A 16,516-nucleotide genomic window follows, 5' to 3' on the forward strand; every position below is an offset into this window, starting at 1 on the left:
GGCGTAGTCGATGATGGTCGGGTGAATCGGATTCCGGAGTGGCTGCGCCCTTCCCGCTGGGGCTTGCGCGTCCGGTCCGCGATCGTGGCCGCGCTGGTGGTCGGAGCGGTACTGCTGGCCGCCGCCGGAGCCATGCTGCTACTGCTGCGCGAATCGCTGCTGCGGGAACTCGACTCCGCCGCCGTCACCCAGATGGACACACTGGCCCCTGAACTCTCGCGGATCTCCGCGCAGCCGATGCCGGACGGTGCGGTGGGTGCGCTACCCGCCTCGCTGTTCTCCACCGAAGGCTCCATCGACGCGGTCCAGGTGGTCGACGCGCGCGGACGGGTGCTGCGCTCCTCCGACCCGAAAACCACTGTGGCCCTGCTCGATCCAGCTACGGTCGGCGATCGCGTGGTCGGCCGTGAGCCGGTCCCGGACGAGGATGACGATCTGCGGGTATCCGCCCGATCGGTGGACACGCCGCAGGGCCGCTACACGGTGATGGTCGCGGTGAGCACCGAACCGGTCGAGCATGCCGTGACCAAGGTGGCGGCACTCGTCGCCGCGGGCGGTCCGATCGTGGTGGCCGCCGCGGCGGCCGCGACCTATCTGCTGGTCGGCCGTTCCCTGCGCTCGGTGGAGGTGATCCGCCGCCGGGTCACCGGGATCGGCGCGACCGATCTGTCCGAACGCGTCCCGGTGCCACCCGCGCGCGATGAGATCGCCCGGCTGGCCGAGACCATGAATGCCATGCTGGCCCGCATCGAGGCCGGTCATCTGGCGCAACGGCGATTCGTCGGCGACGCTTCGCATGAATTGCGCAGTCCGCTCGCGGCGGTGGGGGCGGCCCTGGAGCTGGCGCGAGACCGACCCGAAATACTGGACCGGGAGTTGATCGACGGCACCCTGCTGCCGGAGACCGAACGCATGCGGCACCTCATCGAGGATCTGCTCACCCTCGCCGCCGCCGATGAGCACCGGCTCGAATTGCGCACGGGCGATGTCGATCTGGATGATCTCGCCGATGCGCAGGCCGCGGCGCTGCGTGGCCGGGGCGCGTTCACCATCCGCACCGATATCCACCCGACCCGGGTGATCGGCGATCCCGCGAAACTGGCGCGGGCGATCCGCAATATCGCCGACAATGCCGCGGCACATGCGGATTCGAGGATCTCGATCTCGGTGGGCAAGGATGGCGAGCGGGCCCGCCTGGTCGTTGACGACGACGGCCCGGGTATTCCGGAGGCCGATCGCGGCCGGGTTTTCGGCCGCTTCGTGCGGTTGGAGCCGGATCGGGCGCGGGCCTCGGGCGGCTCCGGGCTGGGCCTGGCGATTGTCGCGGAATTGGTCGCCGCGCACGGCGGCAGCGTCAGCGTGGCCGAATCACCGTGGGGTGGAGCCAGATTCGTGATTCTGCTGCCCCTCGGTGGTCCCCGGATCGATCAGCCGGTAGCCGACACCGCGTAGCGTCTCGATACTGCCCTGCCCGAACGGTGCGTCGATCTTCTTGCGCAGATAGCCGATGTACACCTCGACCACATTCTCCGGGCCCTCGTAGTGCGCATCCCAGACATTGCGCAGTATCTCGGCCTTGGTGACGGCGATCCCCTTGTGCCGCAGCAGGAATTCCAGCAGCCCGAACTCGCGCGGGGTGAGCGTCAGCTCGGTGCCCGCGCGCCGCACGCTGCGCCGCGCCGGATCGAGCACCAGATCGCCCGCCGACAACAGTGCGGGACGCTGTGGTGAGGTGCGGCGCAGCAGCGCGCGCAGGCGCGCGATCAGCACCACGAACGAGAACGGTTTGGTCAGATAGTCGTCCGCGCCCAGGTCGAGCGCATCGGCCTGTTCGTAGTCGCCATCCTTGGCGGTGAGCATGAGCACCGGGGTCGAGACATCGCGGCCGCGCAGACGCCGCAGCACCTCGTATCCGCTCAATTCCGGCAACATGATGTCGAGCACGATCACGTCGAATTCGTCCTCGATCGCCCACCACAGCCCCTCGGTGCCGGTGTGTGCGAGCTGCACCACGAAACCCTCCAGCTCCAGCCCGCGCGCGATGGTGCGCGCCAGCCGCTGCTCATCCTCGACCACCAGCACTCGCACGGCCCAAGCATGCACCATCGCGGTACACCCGGGCATGATGGTGCAGACCGATTTGTCCCGATCATGGGTCGTAGATCCGAAAATTCGCGCCGTCCGGCCGGGTTCTCAACCCCTTCTCAGGCAGAACGTGCCATGGTCGAGGTATGCCAGCCGCAGTTACCGCAACGCAAAAGGAGACTTCGCTCGTGCCGAAGCGGCCGCGTGTACCGCATCCGGTGCTGCTGAGCACACTGCTGACGCTGGGTGCGATCGTTGTCGTGCTCACGTTCGCGGTGCAGGTGCATCCGGGTCCGATCGGCCCCGACGCCAGCCTGCTGCGCTGGTTCATCGACCATCGGAGCGGTGCGGCGACCGCATTCGCCAAGGTCATCAGCGAACTGGGCGGCACCGCCACCATGACGGTGCTCGGCGTAGCGGCGTGTTCGGCACTGGCCTGGCGAAGGCAGTGGGAGACCGCGGTTTTCGTGGGATTCACCGCGCTCGGATCGGGTGCGCTGGTGTTCTTCGGCAAACTGCTCATCGGTCGTCCGCGGCCGCCGCTGATCGACCGCATGGTGGTCGAGACGAATTACTCCTATCCGTCCGGACATGCGCTGGGATCGGCCGTCGTGGTGGGCGTGGTTGTCGCGGCGGTCTTGCTGCCGCTGCTGCGCGGGGTATGGCGAATGCTGCTGGTGGCCGTCACCGTCCTGTTCCTGCTGGGTGTCGGGGTGTCCCGGCTGTACCTCGGCGTGCACTGGCCGACCGATATCGTCGCGGGATGGATTTTCGGCGTGCTGTGGCTGGGCCTGTGCTTCAGCTTCCGGCCGGTGCTCGCCGAGCACGCGCACGCGATGCTGACCAAGGTCACGCCGGACTGAGCACTCGAATCCTCAGGCGCGCCCCAGCGTGAGGGTCACATTGTGCCCGCCGAAGCCGAACGAATTGCTCAGCGCGTAATCCAGGGTCTGCTCGCGCGGCGCACCGGCGACGATATCCAGCGGGGTCGCCGCATCACCCTGTTCGAAATTCAGTGTGGGCGGGATGGTTCCACGCTCGAGCGTGCGCAGGGTGAGGATCGCCTCCAGCGCCCCGACCGCGCCGATCGAATGTCCGAGCGCCGACTTCGGGGCATAGACCGAGGCGTCCGGTGCGACCGCCGCGATGGCATGGGCTTCGGAGGCGTCGCCGATCGGCGTGGAGGTGGCGTGGGCATTGATGTGCTGAATATCGGTGGCGGCCAACCCCGCCGAGCCGATCGCCTTGCGCATGGCGCGGGCCGCGCCATCGCCGTCGGGTGCGGTGCCGGTGATGTGATAGCCGTCCGAGGTGATGCCCGCGCCGAGCACCCGCCCGAGAATCCGCGCGCCCCGCGCCCGCGCGTGTTCCTCCGACTCCAGCACCAGCATGGCTCCGGCCTCGCCGAAGACGAAGCCGTCCCGATCCTTGTCGAAAGGCCGTGAGGCGCGCGCGGGTTCGTCATTGCGGGTGCTCATGGCGCGCATCATGGCGAAACTCGCGATCGGCACCGCGTCGATATGCCCCTCCACACCGCCCGCGACCACCACATCGACCTCACCGGTGGCGATCAGCCGCCAGCCGTGCGCAATGGCCTCCGCGCCGGACGCGCACGCCGAAACCGGTGCGTACACCCCGCCTTTCGCGCCGATCTCCAATCCGATGGCGGCGGCCGAACCATTGGGCATGACCATGGGCACCGTCATGGGCGGCACCTTGCGATAGCCGCCCGCCCGCATCACATCCACCGCGTGCACGAGCGCGTCACCGCCGCCGAGTCCGGTGCCGACCGCGACGGCGAGCCGCTCGGTCTCGACCTCGGGAGTTCCGGCCTCCTGCCAGACCCGCCGCCCGAGCACCAGCGCAAGCTGCTGCACGAACGACATCCGCCGCTGTTCGATCCGGGTCAGCTGCTCCCCCGGCCGATTGGTCAGGCGGCCGCCGATCCGTACCGGGAGCTGATGCTCGGTCACGAAATCATCTGTGAGCGGGGCGATTCCGCTCTCACCCGCCAGCAGTCTGGACCACGTGGTGTCCAGGTCCGGTCCGAGGCAGGTGGTGGCGGCCATGGCCGTGACCACGACGCCGCGAGTTTCTGTACCAATTGCTACACCCATGCCGACATGGATACCTGTACCGTCCGCTACAGTCAACCCGTGCCCCGCCCCCTCGACCACGCCCGCCGCGCAGAACTCCTGGAAGGCGTCATTGCCTACATAGCCGACCGCGGCCTGGCCGAACTCTCGCTGCGCCCGCTCGCGGAGTACCTGGGCACCAGCTCCCGCATGCTCATCCACTATTTCGGCACCAAGGAACAGATGCTGGTGGCGGCCCTCGAGACCCAGCGCCCCGATATCGCCGCCCTCTTCGCGGGCATAGACGATCCGGAAGTCCTCAAATCCCGCCTGGGTCAATCCTTCACGTTGAACACCACCGGCACGGCCTCGATCAGCATCCGCGTCCTACTCCAGGTGCTCGGTGCGGCCACCGTCCCCGGCAGCCCCTTCACCGCCTACGCCACGGACGCGATCGAGGTCCTGATCACCGCCATGACCGAAACCCTCACCCGCATAAACCCTTCGATCGAGGATCCCGAGGCCGCCGCGACCCTGCTCATCTCCGGTATGCGCGGCGTGATCATGGACTGGTGGATCACCGGCGATACCGGCCGCATCACCCGATCGGTCAATCTCCTGGTGAATCAACTCTTCTGATTGCCAGAGAGCCCACTCCGACAACGCGCATGTAATGGCGCAGGCAAACACCGAGTAGCCCCCTGCGCCATTACATGCACATCAGAAACCGCGGTGGAGTTCTGCTGCGAGGGTGAGGAGTTCGGGCATATGCGGGCCGTCAGTGGCGGACCGCTCGATGGCCTCGGCCGGCGGGAGGGTGCGGACTTCCAGAATCTGTTCGGCATCATCGGGATTGGTCGGTGCGCCCGTGAGTCGTACATCGGCCGTGCACCACAGCCACGCCTTGCACGGATGGGGTTGCCAGGGGCGATAGGGCGCGGGGTGATCGGTGATCGCGTGATGTGCACCGAACCAGTGCAGGGGTCCCACGAGTTCTGCCCCCGCCTCCTCGCGGAGTTCGCGAATGACGCAGTCGCGCACGGACTCCGATTCCTCGCGGGTACCACCGGGCACCAGCCAGCGGCCGCGACTGTCGCGGCACAGCACGATCTCGTCGCCGACGAAGCAGATGACGTGGATATTGGTGACCAGTTCATCGGGCGGAAGCTCGGTGGAGAACTGGACGTCGAGCCCACCCCATTCCCAGCGAGCGGGAGCGTGCAGCACCGGGTATCGATCGGCGAGTGTCACGGTTCGACCGTAGCTCGAGCTGGGCGTAACCGACTGGGGCCGTGGGAGACCACCCGGTTCGGGGTCCTCACCCGGACACTTAGAACTCGTTTCAGTATGGTTCCCCCATGACCCTTGTCATCGATAACAGTGTGGAGATCGACGCACCCGCCGACCTGGTGTGGCAGGTGCTCACCGATGTGGCCAAGTACGGCGAGTGGAATCCCTTCGTCCCCTCCTGCCAAACCACCCTCGAACCCGGCACCCCGATCGATATGCAGGTGCGACTGCTCGGCTCCAAGCCGCGTCAGCAGCGTGAATTCATTCGGACCCACACTCCGGGCAAGGAATTCAGCTACAACATGAAGCCGGTGCCGGGTCTGTTGAACAGCCTGCGCCAGCACACTGTGATCCCGCTGGCGGACGGCCGCACCCGCTACACCTCGCACTTCGAACTCAATGGGCCGCTGAGCATTCTGGTCAGCGCCATTCTCGGCGGTGCGATGCGCAAGGGTTTCGGTGGAATGACGGACGGTTTGAAGCAGCGCTCCGAAGCGCTCGCGGCCGTGCAGGGCTGACGAAACCTGTTGCGCGGAAAAGAAAAGCGCCTATCCATTGACGGCAATGGATAGGCGCTGATCGGGTCAGGCCTCGAAGGGAATCGTGTTTCCGGCCTGGTCTCGCTTTCCCTGACCGGCTTCGATCGCGTCCACCAGGTCTTCCACCCTCGACCACCGCAGTGGCGGCCGATCCTCGAGATTTCCGATGGTGTACCAGGTGTCGGTGTCGCGATACCGAACCAAACCGGCTCCGGTGTCGTCGACGGCGACGTCGAGTGCCCCCGACACCGTCCCTTCCTCCTGGGTCATGACGGCTGCTGCGGCGGGTATCTCGATGACGTCGATTATCTGAACCCTCCTTGTTCAACGCAGTCATCGACTGCGGTACGCAGTGCTGTGCGCTCGTCGGGATCAACGGACAGGTTGTATTTTATCTTTATCTGGATGTAGTGATCGATATAGCCACACCGGAAGCTTCCCGGCGGAAGGTAATGCGCGGCATCCTGATCGCCCTTCGAACGATTCGCCGAGGGATCCGATGCGATGAGATTGATCGCGTCATTGGCGATGTTCCGGCGGGTGTCCTCATCCATTTTGGCAGCGCCCGAGCGCCATGCTTCGGCCAGCGGAACAATATGCTCGGCGTCCACGCCCGCCGGATCGGTGATGAACTTGTACGGCTTGAGTTTTCCGGTCTTCGGATCCAGGACGCCATACTGGTCTTTCCAGCCTCCGTCCTTACCGACTTTCAGCTCACAGGTTTTCGCGTCGAGGGTGACCGCGCCGCTCGCATCGCGCAGCATCATCACATCGCGGGTCGTGCACTTGCTGTACTGCGCGTACGTCTGACCGAAGCCGTGTGCGGGCGTGTTGTTGTCCCAGTGCGGGAACTTCTCCCGGCTGTATCCGGTCATGGGGAGTTCGTCCGCGACAGCGAGTTTCGCCACCAGCGCGGCGACTTGTTTACCGTCGGCGGTGGCGGTGGCCGGGGGGTTCTTACCGCCGGTGTCGGTGCCGTTCTTCTGCTCCAGGAAGACGACGATCACGACCAGCGCGATGGTCAGGAGCAACCCGACCAACGAGGAGAGCCCCTTACGGGACTTGAGGACGGACAGTTTCATGCCGCACCTGCCGCAAAACCCTGGGGCAGCATCGGTTTCCGGGGGCGCGATAGCTCACTTTGCAACATATCCCGAACACCGTCGCAATCCTCTACCCGAAACGGCAAGTCGCACCGGCGGTTCGGAGACACGGGTCACATGGGCAACCCCACAACCGGGGCGTCGGCGGACCTGGCGCTACATACATGGTGCGGCACGACAAAGTCGAGAACAACTGAGCCGCAGTCATTCTCGCCGAACACGCCGCGAAGCCACGCGCGAGGTCTCAGATTTGATGCAACCAGGCTATGAAAAACAGTGCCCCGGCGGCGGAGATGACGACCGCCGCGGGAATGGGCCACCGGGGACCGGTGCGGCCGAGCAGCCGTCGGGTAAGAAGTCGTTGCACCGTGCCGAAACCCGCCGGCAGCAGCAACCACAGCGGGAGCAGGCCCACCCCGAGCGCGGCGTGTACGGCCCAGGCGCCCGCCAATGTCGGCCCGCCCCAGGAATTTCGGTAGTCATGCGCCGCGATCAGCGGATACGCGACCCCGCGCACCGCGGCGACCAGCGCCAGGAACAACGCGAACCAGGACAGCAGGGCGGTGACCGCCGCCAGCACCGTATGCGCGGCGGCCCGCCACGGACCGGGCGAATCGAGTTCGAAGGGTTCGCGGAACACGCGCCTGGTCACCCGGGCACGAACACCGGTGTCGGCGAACGCGACCGGGAGCGAGAGCAGGCCGTAATACGCGGCCCGAAGCAAGCGCTCGATCCGGGGCATGAGGACACGGTAATCCGCACCGGACCGAATTCGTCGCGCCGACAATGCTGCCGGCGCGACAAATTACGGGATTCTCGGTGCAGTCCACGCCCGCTGACGGATTACTGATTGTTGAGCTTGTTCAGCCGTTCGCAGGACTCCAGGTACTCCGAGATGAGGCGCTGAATCACGTCGGCGGAGCGCTCGATCTTGTTCAGCTGGCCGACGACCTGACCGACCGGGTTGAAGTTCACATCCTTGGCGGCCTCGGGGTACTTGTGGCCGCGCTTGACGCCGTCGATGGTGACCATCATCTGCAACGGCATGCCCAGCGGGTTCGGGGTGTCGTCCCGGTCCCACGCCTCGGTCCAGTCGTTCTTGAGCATGCGGCAGGGCTTACCGGTCCAGGACCGCGAACGCACGGTATCGCTGCTGGTGGCGTCGATGTAGGTCTGCATCTGCGCGGGCGGCACATTGGCTTCCTCGACGGTGAGCCAGAGCGAACCGGTCCACGCGCCCTGCGCGCCCATGGCCAGCGCGGAGGCGACCTGACGGCCGTTGCCGATACCACCGGCGGCGAGCGCGGGCATATCGCCGATGGCGTCGACGACCTGCGGCCACAACACCATCGAGGAGACCTCGCCACAGTGGCCGCCGCCCTCTGTGCCCTGCATGACGACGAAGTCGAGTCCGGCGTTCTTGTGGTTCATGGCGTGCTTGACCGAACCGCACAGCGCGCCGATCAGGCGACCGGAACCCTGGATCTGCTTGATCACGTCATCGGGCGGGGTGCCCAGCGCGTTGGCGACCAGCTTGGCCTTGGGGTGCTCGAGAATGACGTCGATCTGCGGGGCGACCGTGGTGGCGGTCCAGCCCAGCAGCTGATTGGGCTGCTCGTCCGCGGGCAGTTCCGGGACATTGTGGTCGGCGAGGATCTTCGCGGCGAAATCGCGGTGACCCTGCGGAACCAGCTTGGCCAGTTGGGCTTCCAACTCCTGCGGGGTCAGTCCTTCGACGCCCTTGCCCTCGTACTTGGAGGGGATGACCAGGTCGACGCCGTACACGCCCTGCACATGCTCGTCGAGCCAGGTCAGTTCGACCTCGAGCTGTTCGGGGCTGAAGCCGACCGCGCCGAGCACGCCCAGGCCGCCGGCATTGCTGACCGCGGCGGCCACATCGCGGCAATGGGTGAACGCGAAGATGGGGACATCGATGCCCAGGCGATCACAGATCTCGGTACGCATGTGTGGGGGCTCCTCTAACTTCCCGGCACTGGAATGTTCTGCCCATCACACTAGAACATGTTCTACATTCAGACCAGTCTCACGAAGCCTACCGGTCGGCACCTGTCAACAACATGTTCTAGTTGGCGAGATCGGGATGCTGCGCGAGGCGCCCATCAGCGACAAGATCGTCGAACAACAACTGGTCGACCGGGGGAACATGCGGGCGATCGGCGTAGGTGAACCAGGCCATCTCCTCGATCTCGCTGCTGACGGCGAGGGTACCGCTGTAGTCGGCGGTGTAACAGGCCATCCGCACCACGGCCGCGGGGATGGGCGCTTCGTAAGTCCCCACGTGCACAACGGATTCCGGCACCAGCGCGACAGTCAACTCCTCCTCGATCTCACGCACCAACGTCTCCAGATCGGTCTCACCCCCCTCTCTCTTGCCTCCGGGGATATAGAAGACGTCCTTCCCCTTGGGCCGAGCACAAAGAATCCGCCCACCCTCGATCCGCACCCACGCCACAGTGTCGATCAGCCGCATCCCCGCAGCCTAGGCGAGCACCGCCGACGTGCATGTAATGGCGCTGGGGGCTACTCGGCATTTGCCTGCGCCATTACATGCGTGTGGGTCAGGGGCAGAGGGCGTGGGACATGAGGTTGAGGATGGCGGTGTCGGGGTCGGTGTCGGGGGTGCTGGTTATCGAGATGGTGGCGGAGCGGCCTTCTTTGGTCGCGCCGGTGACGGTGGTGTAGCCGGCTATGCCGCCGGTGTGGCCGAAGTATTCGACGCCGCAGGTCAATTGGATGTTGCCAATGCCTAGGCCGTAGGTGAATGTGGTGCCGGGGACGGGGGTGCCCGACAGCATTTCCTGGAGCTGGGCGGGTGGGACCACCTTGCCGGAGATCAGCGATTGGTAGAAGGTGTTCAGGTCGGGGCCGGTGGAGATGAGGCCGCCGGCCGTCCAGGGGACGGATGGTTCGGAGCGGGTCACATCGGTCAGCACGCCGTCTATGGTGGCGTAGCCGTGCGGGTGGGGGCCGTGGATTTCCAGGTCGCCGGGGGCGGGGAGGTAGGTGTCGGCCAGGTGCAAGGGGGTGGTGATGCGGCCGGACAGTTCCTCCGAATAGCTTCTGCCCGTGACTGTTTCGATCAGCATGCCGGCGACGATGTAGTTGGTGTTGGTGTACGTGTACTGCGTGCCGGGGGCGAATTTGGCGGGGAAGCGCAGGGCGTTCGCGATCTCCTGCGCGGGGGTGTAGGTGCGGCCCGCCAGGGCCACGCGGTACTCGTCGATCTGGGGGTCGTCGGTCAATTCCGGTAGGCCGCTGCGATGTTGGAGCAGCTGGCGGACGGTGATGGCACGGCCGTCGATACCGTCGCCGACCAGCAGGCCGGGCAGGTAGGTGTCGATGGAATCGTCGAGGCGAATCTTGTTCTCCGCCGCCAACTGCATGATGATCGCGGAGGTGAAGGTTTTGGAGATGCTGCCGACGCGGGCCTGCTGTGGCGGGGTCGTGGGGATCGTCGCGCCGGTGCCGCGATCGGCCACGCCCGAGGTCAGCGCCACCGTTTGACCGCCTTCGCTCAGGGTCGCGATCACGCCGGGCATACCGGAGCGCACGAGTGCGTCGATATCGTTGCGCACCTGATCGATTCGGCCGGCCGACACCTGGAGCGGGGTCGTGGTGACGGCTTTGGGTGAGCTGCCGGTGCTCACGCTGGAACAGCCCGCCACCACGAGCAGTGCGGTCACGGCGGTGACGGTCGGCAGGATTCGCATGATTCGACGGTAGGGATCGCAGCGTCGCCGAACATCCGGACAACCCCTGAGACCGACCCTGAAAAACTCCGGCGGCGACACCTACCTCCGGTCTGATGTGGATGTCGCCGCGCGACCGTCAGGCGGCCGGTCGTGGCAGTCGCGCCGCCAGGCCGACGACTCCGGCCGCGACCGCCGCACCGGCAATGACATACCAGCCGCGCTGGAACGCCTCGAGATTCGCCTCCGGCCCGACCGGTGACCCGAGCACCGCGACGAGCACGGCCACGCCGATCGCCAGTCCGAGCTGACGGGCCATACTCAGCACCGCCGAACCGGTGGCGAAGCGCTGCGGTGGCAGTCCCGCGGTTCCGGCGGCGAAACTGGTCGGCAGGGTGCAGCCGACGCCGAGGCCGGTGAGCAGCATGCCGCCCAACAACCCGCCCGCGAAATTCGGGGTGAGGGTGACCGAGACCGTCCACCACAGGATTCCGGCCGCGAACAGCACGCCGCCGAGTGCGATCACCGGTCCCGCGCCGATCCGGGCGATCAGCCGACCGGCCAGAATCGCCACGATCGGCACCACCAATGGTCCAGGTGCGATGGCGAGGCCGGTTTGCAGCGCCGACCAGCCCCAGAGGTTCTGCGCCCAGAGCACCACCGAGAGCAGCATGCCCGCGAAGGCGATATTGAACAGCATCGAATTGCCCACCATCAGAGCGAAATTCGGCAGTCGGAGCAGTGCGGGATCCACCACCGGACTGTGATGCCGCCGCGACGACCACGCGAACGCGAGACCGAAGACCACCGCCGCCACCAGTCCACCGATCACACCGGGCGAGCCCCAGCCCCAATCCTCACCCTTGACCAGCGCGAGAATCAGCGTCGCCACCGAGCCGACCAGCATGAGCGCACCGAACCCGTCGGGCAGCGCGCCACCGTCACCGGCCGGGTTCGGCAGCAGCCGCAGACCGATCGCCAGTGCCGCGATGCCGATCGGCACATTCACCAAAAACACCCAGGGCCAATCGATCTCGACCAGCAGGCCGCCCAGCACCGGACCCAGTGCCGCGCCGAGACCGCCGAACGCGACCCATAGCCGCACGGCCATGGCGCGACGCTCCGGCGGGGTCGCGGCGAGCACCAAGCCGAGCGATGCCGGGGTGAGCAGCGCGCCGCCGACGGCCTGCACCACGCGGAAGGCCACCAGCGCACCCACATTCCAGGACACCGCGCACAGTGCCGAACCGAGGATGAACAGGCCGAGCCCGGTCAGGAAGGTGGTGCGATTGCCGCTGCGATCACCCAGCCGACCGGCGGGTACCAGCAGTGCGGCGAACACGATCGCATAGGCGTTCAGCACCCAGGACAGTCCGGAGATCTTCGATCCGGAGAAATCGGCGGCGATATCGGGCAGCGCCACATTCACGATGAACAGATCCAGGCTGGACAGCAGCACGCCGATCGCCACAATGCCCAGCACCACCTGCGGATTGGTGGTCCGCCGATACTGCTCGGCCACAACGGTATTCAAGATCTCTCCCCCATCAAACGGCCGGACAGGCCAGTGAGTTGCATCATGAAACGCACCATAGCCGGGTGAGTTCTGTGAAGCAACCGACTATGCTCGGGATATGCGCCGAACCAGCTTCGAGGACATGAACTGCTCCATCGCCCAATGCCTGGAAGCCGTGGGCGAATGGTGGACGCTGCTGATCGTTCGCGACGCCATATTCGGCATCACCCGCTTCGACGACTTCCGGACCCGGCTCGGCATCGCGCGCAACGTACTCACCCAGCGACTGGAATACCTTGTGGAACAAGGGATTATGACGCGCGAGCCGTATCAGGAGAACCCGGTGCGGTATGACTACCGGCTCACCGACAAGGGACGCTCACTATGGACCGTGCTCGCGGCCATGCGGCAGTGGGGCGATACCTGGGCCGCGCCGGACGGCCCGCCGATCGAATCCGTGCACAAGGCATGCGGGCACGTCATGACGGTGCAGCCGGTGTGCTCGGAGTGCGGTGAGCACGTGCAGGGACGAGACCTGCGCCCGCGACTCGGGCCGGGTGCGCACTCGCCGGACCTGCTACCGAGCCGGACCCACTGAGGGTGTGGATCCCGGCCGAAAGCATGCCGGGAGGACGGGGAGGCGTCATGGCCGGACGACGGGGTGGGTGTCCTGCCGCAGGCACGCAGTGGTGCGAGGAGTTGGGATACCCACCGCACGACCACCACTCGGCCGGTCGAGGCACCTTCCTTGCCGCCGGTCGGCCCCCGGCGTCTGGGCTCGCGCTACGACCCCAAGGTCGGGGCGCTGCCGTCCGTGCGCGCTAGGACCTCCCGGGGTTGGGGACGCCGTCGATCGGGCTCGCGCTGCGACGCCGGGGTTGGGGACGTTCACCGGGCTACAGGCTGGCGGGAGCCGCAGGTGCGCGGATGTGCGGTCGGTTACTTGGCGGTGACGGTGAGGGGCGCTGTGTTCATGGCCCTTGCCACGTGTGCGGCTTCGGCCTGTAGCTCGGGTAGGGGTGCGGGGGCGTTGTCGAACATGGTGACGATGAGGTCGGTGTCGACGACCTCCCAGGTTCCGACGATGCGGCCGTCGAGAAGGACGAGCGGGGAGATCCAGCCCGCGGTGCGGCTGACCTTGGCGCGGTGTTCGGCGGAAAGCAGTGCGGTATCGCCGGTTCCGGGGCCGAGGACGTACTGGTCGAAGGCACCCAGGAGGCGCACCGAGTGGGCGGGTTCGGTCGCGGCGAGCTCATCGGCGTGTTTGGTGAGGATGAAGCCCTTTCGGCCTTCCACCTCGACTTCGGTGAGACGATCGCCCAGATCGGAGAACCATTGCCGCAGTGTGGGTTTGCGGATGCTGCCGCGGGAGAGCCAGGCGTCGAAGGTCTCCGGAGTGGCGGGGCCGTACGCGCCGAGGTAGGCCGAGATGACCTGGGGTGCGGCCGCTTCAGGTTCGGGAAGCCCCCGCCAGCCCGGAATCAGATGTGCCGGGCTGGCGAAGGTCACCGAGGTCCCGTCGGCGGGGCCGTGGCAGAGCGCGCCCTGCCAGGCCAGGGGTTTGAGCACCGCGCCCCATCCGGAGCGCAATTGCTCTTCGAGGGGATGGAAGCGCGGTTCGGCGACAATCGCCGATACGAGCTGGTCGCGGGTGAGCACCGCACCGTCGAGGATCTCCCCCACGGCCTCGACCAGCGCCTCGACATCCTGCGGCGTCGCACCGAAAGTCTTTGTCCAGGAGGGCTTTTCCCAGGTGCGGGCCGATCCCATCAGCGATAGGACTCCGGCCGCGATATCGGGCGTGAGTGCGTGCAGGGTCCCGCGCATGGCCCAGGTCTTCAGCAACTTCCTCTCCCCCAGCGCCTCGACCACCGCACCGGGCTTCCCCTTCGCGGATCGCAGGGCCACCGCGGTCTCCGCCGCCGAGGTGACCTGCGTCTGCACACCCGCCAGCCGCTCGACCACTGCGACCGCGTCCGCTCCACCTCGCGACTCGATGAACTGACGCCCCATACGCCACGCGAACACCTGATCCCAGGAAACCCGCACCGCACCCGCCTCCCACTCGAAATCAACGGCACCACGGTACGACCCCGCACCGACAGATTCGCTACCGGCTCAGAGACGTTCGATGATAGTGGCGTTCGCCAGCCCGCCCGCCTCACACATGGTCATCAGGCCGTAGCGCCCGCCGGTCTGCTCCAGGTGATTGACCATGGTCGCCAGAATCCGGACCCCGGAGGCCCCCAGCGGATGACCGAGCGCGATGGCCCCGCCGCGTGGGTTCAACTTGGCGAGGTCCGCACCCAGTTCGTGCGCCCACACCAGCGGCACCGGTGCGAACGCCTCGTTCACCTCGTAGGCGTCGATATCGTCGATGCGCAATCCCGCGCGATCGAGCACCTTGCGGGTGGCCGGAATGACCGCGGTCAGCATAAGCAGCGGATCGTCTCCGGTCACCGCGAAGGAGTGGAAGCGCGCTCGCGGCTTCAGCCCGAGTTGCGCCGCCTTCTCCTCGCTCATGATCAGTGCGGCCGACGCCCCGTCGGTCAGTGGGGACGAGTTGCCCGGCGTGATCGACCATTCGATCTCGGGGAAGCGCGCCTTGAACTCGGCGTCGACGAAGGCGGGCTTCAGCCCGGCCAGCCCGTCGACCGTGGTGGTCGGGCGAATGGTCTCGTCGGCGGTCAGCGTCCCCGCCGCGACGAGCTCTTTGTCGAATCCACCCGAAGCCGCTGTGGCAGCGGCCAATTGGTGCGACCGCGCCGCGAACTCGTCGAGCGCGGGCCGGTCGAACTTCCAGCGCGCTGCGATGATCTCGGCCGAAATGCCCTGCTGCACAAGCCCGTCCGGGTACCGGTGCGCGATCGGCCCCCGATTGGCGTCCTTACCCTGGGCATTGGAGAACATGGGCACTCGCGACATGGACTCCACACCGCAGGCGATGGCCACGTCGTAGGCTCCCGCGATCACGCCCTGGGCGGCGAAGTGCGCGGCCTGCTGTGAAGATCCGCACTGCCGGTCGACGGTTGTGGCCGGGACCGCTTCGGGGAATCCGGCCGCCAGCACCGCGGTGCGGGCGATATTGAAGGCCTGCTCACCGCTCTGGGTTACGCAACCGCCGATCACATCATCGACCAGCGCCGGGTCGATTCCGGTGCGGTTGATGAGTGCTTCGAGGACGCCGGACAGCAGTGTCGCGGGATGCACTTCCGACAGTCCACCACCGGATTTCCCTTTGCCGGAGGGCGTGCGGACGACGTCGACAATGACGGCGGAGGTCATGGTTTCTCCTTGTTCGTACCTGTCTACCGGATGTGAATTCCTGTTAACATCAGTACTGTACCGCACCGTTTGGGTGACGCGTTCGGCCAGATTCCGACGTCCCGAAACGCTCAGTTTTGGTTGCTAGCCTGTTGCCATGACTGCCAGCCAGGACGACGCACCGGGTCCTTTCTGGGATCTGGAGACCCGCCTGTCCTCGGTCCTGTCGATGCTTGCCGGATACATCGGCGCGGCCGCGTACGCACACTCCGCGGGCTATTTCGTCACCTTCATGACCGGCAATACCGAGCGCGCGATTATCGGAAACTTCGTCGGCGACCACACTTTGGCGGCGGGTGCGGCCCTGCTCATCGCCTGTTTCGTGCTGGGCGTCTTCGTGGCCTCGATGTGCCGCCGCTACTGGTGGACCAATCATCCGCACGGCGCGACCATGTTGACCACCGGCGCGTTGCTGGTGGCCGCGGTCGGCGATCATTTCCTGGGCGAACGCGGAATCGGCCTGACTCCGATTCTGGCGGTGGCATTCGGAATGGGCGCGCTGAACACCTCTTTCGTGAAGAACGGCGAGGTCTCCATTCCGGTCAGTTATGTCACCGGCACGCTGGTGAAACTCGCCCAGGGTGTGGAGCGGCATCTCGCGGGTGGCGGCACGGTGCGTGACTGGGCCGGATATGCCGTGCAATACGGGTCTTTCGCGCTCGGCGCCCTGATCGGCGGACTGGTCAGTATTCCGGTCTCCGGCGCATACATGCTGGACGCTGCGGTTGTCGGCTCCGCATTGGTCGCGATCTACACCTGGCGGGCCGATGTGCGGTACTGCCGGCACGAGAAGAATCGCCGAACCGACGTCGCGTGCACAGCATCACAACCCGACACCACACCGGGCAACTTAACCGCAAAGTGACTTAGCTGG

The 16,516-nt window shown here is 66.4% G+C and carries 18 protein-coding genes; 6 read left to right on the forward strand and 12 right to left on the reverse strand.

From position 1 onward, the window contains the following. The first annotated feature begins 21 nt into the window (after positions 1-21). Complete coding sequence (locus tag NA10_RS04160) at positions 22-1,452, forward strand: sensor histidine kinase (protein ID WP_067563552.1); 1,431 nt, start codon at positions 22-24, stop codon at positions 1,450-1,452. Here NA10_RS04160 and NA10_RS04165 read toward each other — a convergent pair. Beyond that, a complete protein-coding gene (locus NA10_RS04165; protein WP_067563933.1) occupies positions 1,369-2,088 on the reverse strand; it encodes a response regulator transcription factor in 720 nt (239 codons plus the stop codon). The genes NA10_RS04160 and NA10_RS04165 overlap by 84 nt on opposite strands. A 185-nt stretch (positions 2,089-2,273) precedes the next feature. On the opposite strand from NA10_RS04165, the gene NA10_RS04170 reads away from it, so the two are divergent. Further along, complete coding sequence (locus NA10_RS04170; RefSeq protein WP_067563555.1) at positions 2,274-2,948, forward strand: phosphatase PAP2 family protein; 675 nt, start codon at positions 2,274-2,276, stop codon at positions 2,946-2,948. 12 nt (positions 2,949-2,960) lie between these two features. Here NA10_RS04170 and NA10_RS04175 read toward each other — a convergent pair whose 3' ends face one another. Next, positions 2,961-4,202 (reverse strand): KasA/KasB family beta-ketoacyl-ACP synthase, encoded by a 1,242-nt coding sequence (locus tag NA10_RS04175; RefSeq protein ID WP_067563558.1) that lies wholly within the window; start codon positions 4,200-4,202, stop codon positions 2,961-2,963. A gap of 39 nt (positions 4,203-4,241) precedes the next feature. Between NA10_RS04175 and NA10_RS04180 the strand changes: the two genes are divergently transcribed. Continuing rightward, positions 4,242-4,799 (forward strand): TetR/AcrR family transcriptional regulator, encoded by a 558-nt coding sequence (locus tag NA10_RS04180; protein WP_067563936.1) that lies wholly within the window; start codon positions 4,242-4,244, stop codon positions 4,797-4,799. An 81-nt stretch (positions 4,800-4,880) separates the two neighbouring features. On the opposite strand, the gene NA10_RS04185 is transcribed toward NA10_RS04180, so the two are convergent. Next, positions 4,881-5,411, reverse strand: coding sequence for an NUDIX hydrolase (locus NA10_RS04185; RefSeq protein ID WP_067563560.1), 531 nt, complete (start codon positions 5,409-5,411; stop codon positions 4,881-4,883). 107 nt (positions 5,412-5,518) lie between these two features. Between NA10_RS04185 and NA10_RS04190 the strand changes: the two genes are divergently transcribed. Beyond that, complete coding sequence (locus NA10_RS04190; protein ID WP_067563562.1) at positions 5,519-5,968, forward strand: SRPBCC domain-containing protein; 450 nt, start codon at positions 5,519-5,521, stop codon at positions 5,966-5,968. A gap of 66 nt (positions 5,969-6,034) precedes the next feature. On the opposite strand, the gene NA10_RS04195 is transcribed toward NA10_RS04190, so the two are convergent. The 7 genes from NA10_RS04195 to NA10_RS04225 form a co-directional block, all read right to left on the reverse strand. After that, positions 6,035-6,259 (reverse strand): hypothetical protein, encoded by a 225-nt coding sequence (locus NA10_RS04195; RefSeq protein ID WP_084514285.1) that lies wholly within the window; start codon positions 6,257-6,259, stop codon positions 6,035-6,037. A gap of 35 nt (positions 6,260-6,294) precedes the next feature. After that, positions 6,295-6,996, reverse strand: a complete 702-nt coding sequence (locus NA10_RS04200) for an HNH endonuclease family protein (RefSeq protein ID WP_245677013.1) — start codon at positions 6,994-6,996, stop codon at positions 6,295-6,297. A 340-nt stretch (positions 6,997-7,336) separates the two neighbouring features. Continuing rightward, positions 7,337-7,834 (reverse strand): hypothetical protein, encoded by a 498-nt coding sequence (locus NA10_RS04205; protein WP_067563567.1) that lies wholly within the window; start codon positions 7,832-7,834, stop codon positions 7,337-7,339. Between the two features lie 101 nt (positions 7,835-7,935). Then, the gene (locus NA10_RS04210; RefSeq protein ID WP_067563569.1) at positions 7,936-9,057 is read right to left on the reverse strand and encodes an NAD(P)H-dependent flavin oxidoreductase; all 1,122 of its coding nucleotides are present in this window, start codon (positions 9,055-9,057) and stop codon (positions 7,936-7,938) included. 118 nt (positions 9,058-9,175) lie between these two features. After that, the gene (locus tag NA10_RS04215; RefSeq protein ID WP_067563571.1) at positions 9,176-9,583 is read right to left on the reverse strand and encodes an NUDIX hydrolase; all 408 of its coding nucleotides are present in this window, start codon (positions 9,581-9,583) and stop codon (positions 9,176-9,178) included. Between the two features lie 88 nt (positions 9,584-9,671). Further along, the gene (locus tag NA10_RS04220) at positions 9,672-10,823 is read right to left on the reverse strand and encodes a serine hydrolase domain-containing protein (RefSeq protein WP_067563574.1); all 1,152 of its coding nucleotides are present in this window, start codon (positions 10,821-10,823) and stop codon (positions 9,672-9,674) included. A gap of 118 nt (positions 10,824-10,941) precedes the next feature. Next, the gene (locus NA10_RS04225; protein ID WP_245677014.1) at positions 10,942-12,336 is read right to left on the reverse strand and encodes an MFS transporter; all 1,395 of its coding nucleotides are present in this window, start codon (positions 12,334-12,336) and stop codon (positions 10,942-10,944) included. A 100-nt stretch (positions 12,337-12,436) separates the two neighbouring features. Here NA10_RS04225 and NA10_RS04230 point away from each other — a divergent pair, with 100 nt between their 5' ends. Continuing rightward, positions 12,437-12,916, forward strand: coding sequence for a winged helix-turn-helix transcriptional regulator (locus tag NA10_RS04230; RefSeq protein ID WP_067563580.1), 480 nt, complete (start codon positions 12,437-12,439; stop codon positions 12,914-12,916). Positions 12,917-13,257: 341 nt separating this feature from the next. Here the strand turns inward: NA10_RS04230 and NA10_RS04235 are convergent, their stop codons facing one another. Both NA10_RS04235 and NA10_RS04240 read right to left on the reverse strand, forming a co-directional pair. Beyond that, positions 13,258-14,367 (reverse strand): winged helix DNA-binding domain-containing protein, encoded by a 1,110-nt coding sequence (locus tag NA10_RS04235; protein ID WP_245677015.1) that lies wholly within the window; start codon positions 14,365-14,367, stop codon positions 13,258-13,260. Positions 14,368-14,436: 69 nt separating this feature from the next. Next, a complete protein-coding gene (locus NA10_RS04240) occupies positions 14,437-15,603 on the reverse strand; it encodes a thiolase family protein (RefSeq protein ID WP_067563582.1) in 1,167 nt (388 codons plus the stop codon). A 136-nt stretch (positions 15,604-15,739) separates the two neighbouring features. On the opposite strand from NA10_RS04240, the gene NA10_RS04245 reads away from it, so the two are divergent. Beyond that, positions 15,740-16,507, forward strand: a complete 768-nt coding sequence (locus tag NA10_RS04245) for a YoaK family protein (protein WP_067563584.1) — start codon at positions 15,740-15,742, stop codon at positions 16,505-16,507. The last annotated feature ends 9 nt before the right edge of the window (positions 16,508-16,516 follow it).

The organism is Nocardia acidivorans NBRC 108247, from assembly GCF_001625085.1.
Classification (GTDB): Bacteria; Actinomycetota; Actinomycetes; order Mycobacteriales; family Mycobacteriaceae; genus Nocardia; species Nocardia acidivorans.

What these genes read in the sequence shown, in the direction of transcription:
- NA10_RS04230 (WP_067563580.1), top strand. Translation starts at nt 12,437, where the DNA reads ATGCGCCGAACCAGCTTCGAGGACATGAACTGCTCCATCGCCCAATGC.
- NA10_RS04215 (WP_067563571.1), bottom strand. Translation starts at nt 9,583, where the DNA reads ATGCGGCTGATCGACACTGTGGCGTGGGTGCGGATCGAGGGTGGGCGG.
- NA10_RS04245 (WP_067563584.1), top strand. Translation starts at nt 15,740, where the DNA reads ATGACTGCCAGCCAGGACGACGCACCGGGTCCTTTCTGGGATCTGGAG.
- NA10_RS04195 (WP_084514285.1), bottom strand. Translation starts at nt 6,259, where the DNA reads ATGACCCAGGAGGAAGGGACGGTGTCGGGGGCACTCGACGTCGCCGTC.
- NA10_RS04190 (WP_067563562.1), top strand. Translation starts at nt 5,519, where the DNA reads ATGACCCTTGTCATCGATAACAGTGTGGAGATCGACGCACCCGCCGAC.
- NA10_RS04205 (WP_067563567.1), bottom strand. Translation starts at nt 7,834, where the DNA reads ATGCCCCGGATCGAGCGCTTGCTTCGGGCCGCGTATTACGGCCTGCTC.
- NA10_RS04175 (WP_067563558.1), bottom strand. Translation starts at nt 4,202, where the DNA reads ATGGGTGTAGCAATTGGTACAGAAACTCGCGGCGTCGTGGTCACGGCC.
- NA10_RS04240 (WP_067563582.1), bottom strand. Translation starts at nt 15,603, where the DNA reads ATGACCTCCGCCGTCATTGTCGACGTCGTCCGCACGCCCTCCGGCAAA.
- NA10_RS04210 (WP_067563569.1), bottom strand. Translation starts at nt 9,057, where the DNA reads ATGCGTACCGAGATCTGTGATCGCCTGGGCATCGATGTCCCCATCTTC.
- NA10_RS04220 (WP_067563574.1), bottom strand. Translation starts at nt 10,823, where the DNA reads ATGCGAATCCTGCCGACCGTCACCGCCGTGACCGCACTGCTCGTGGTG.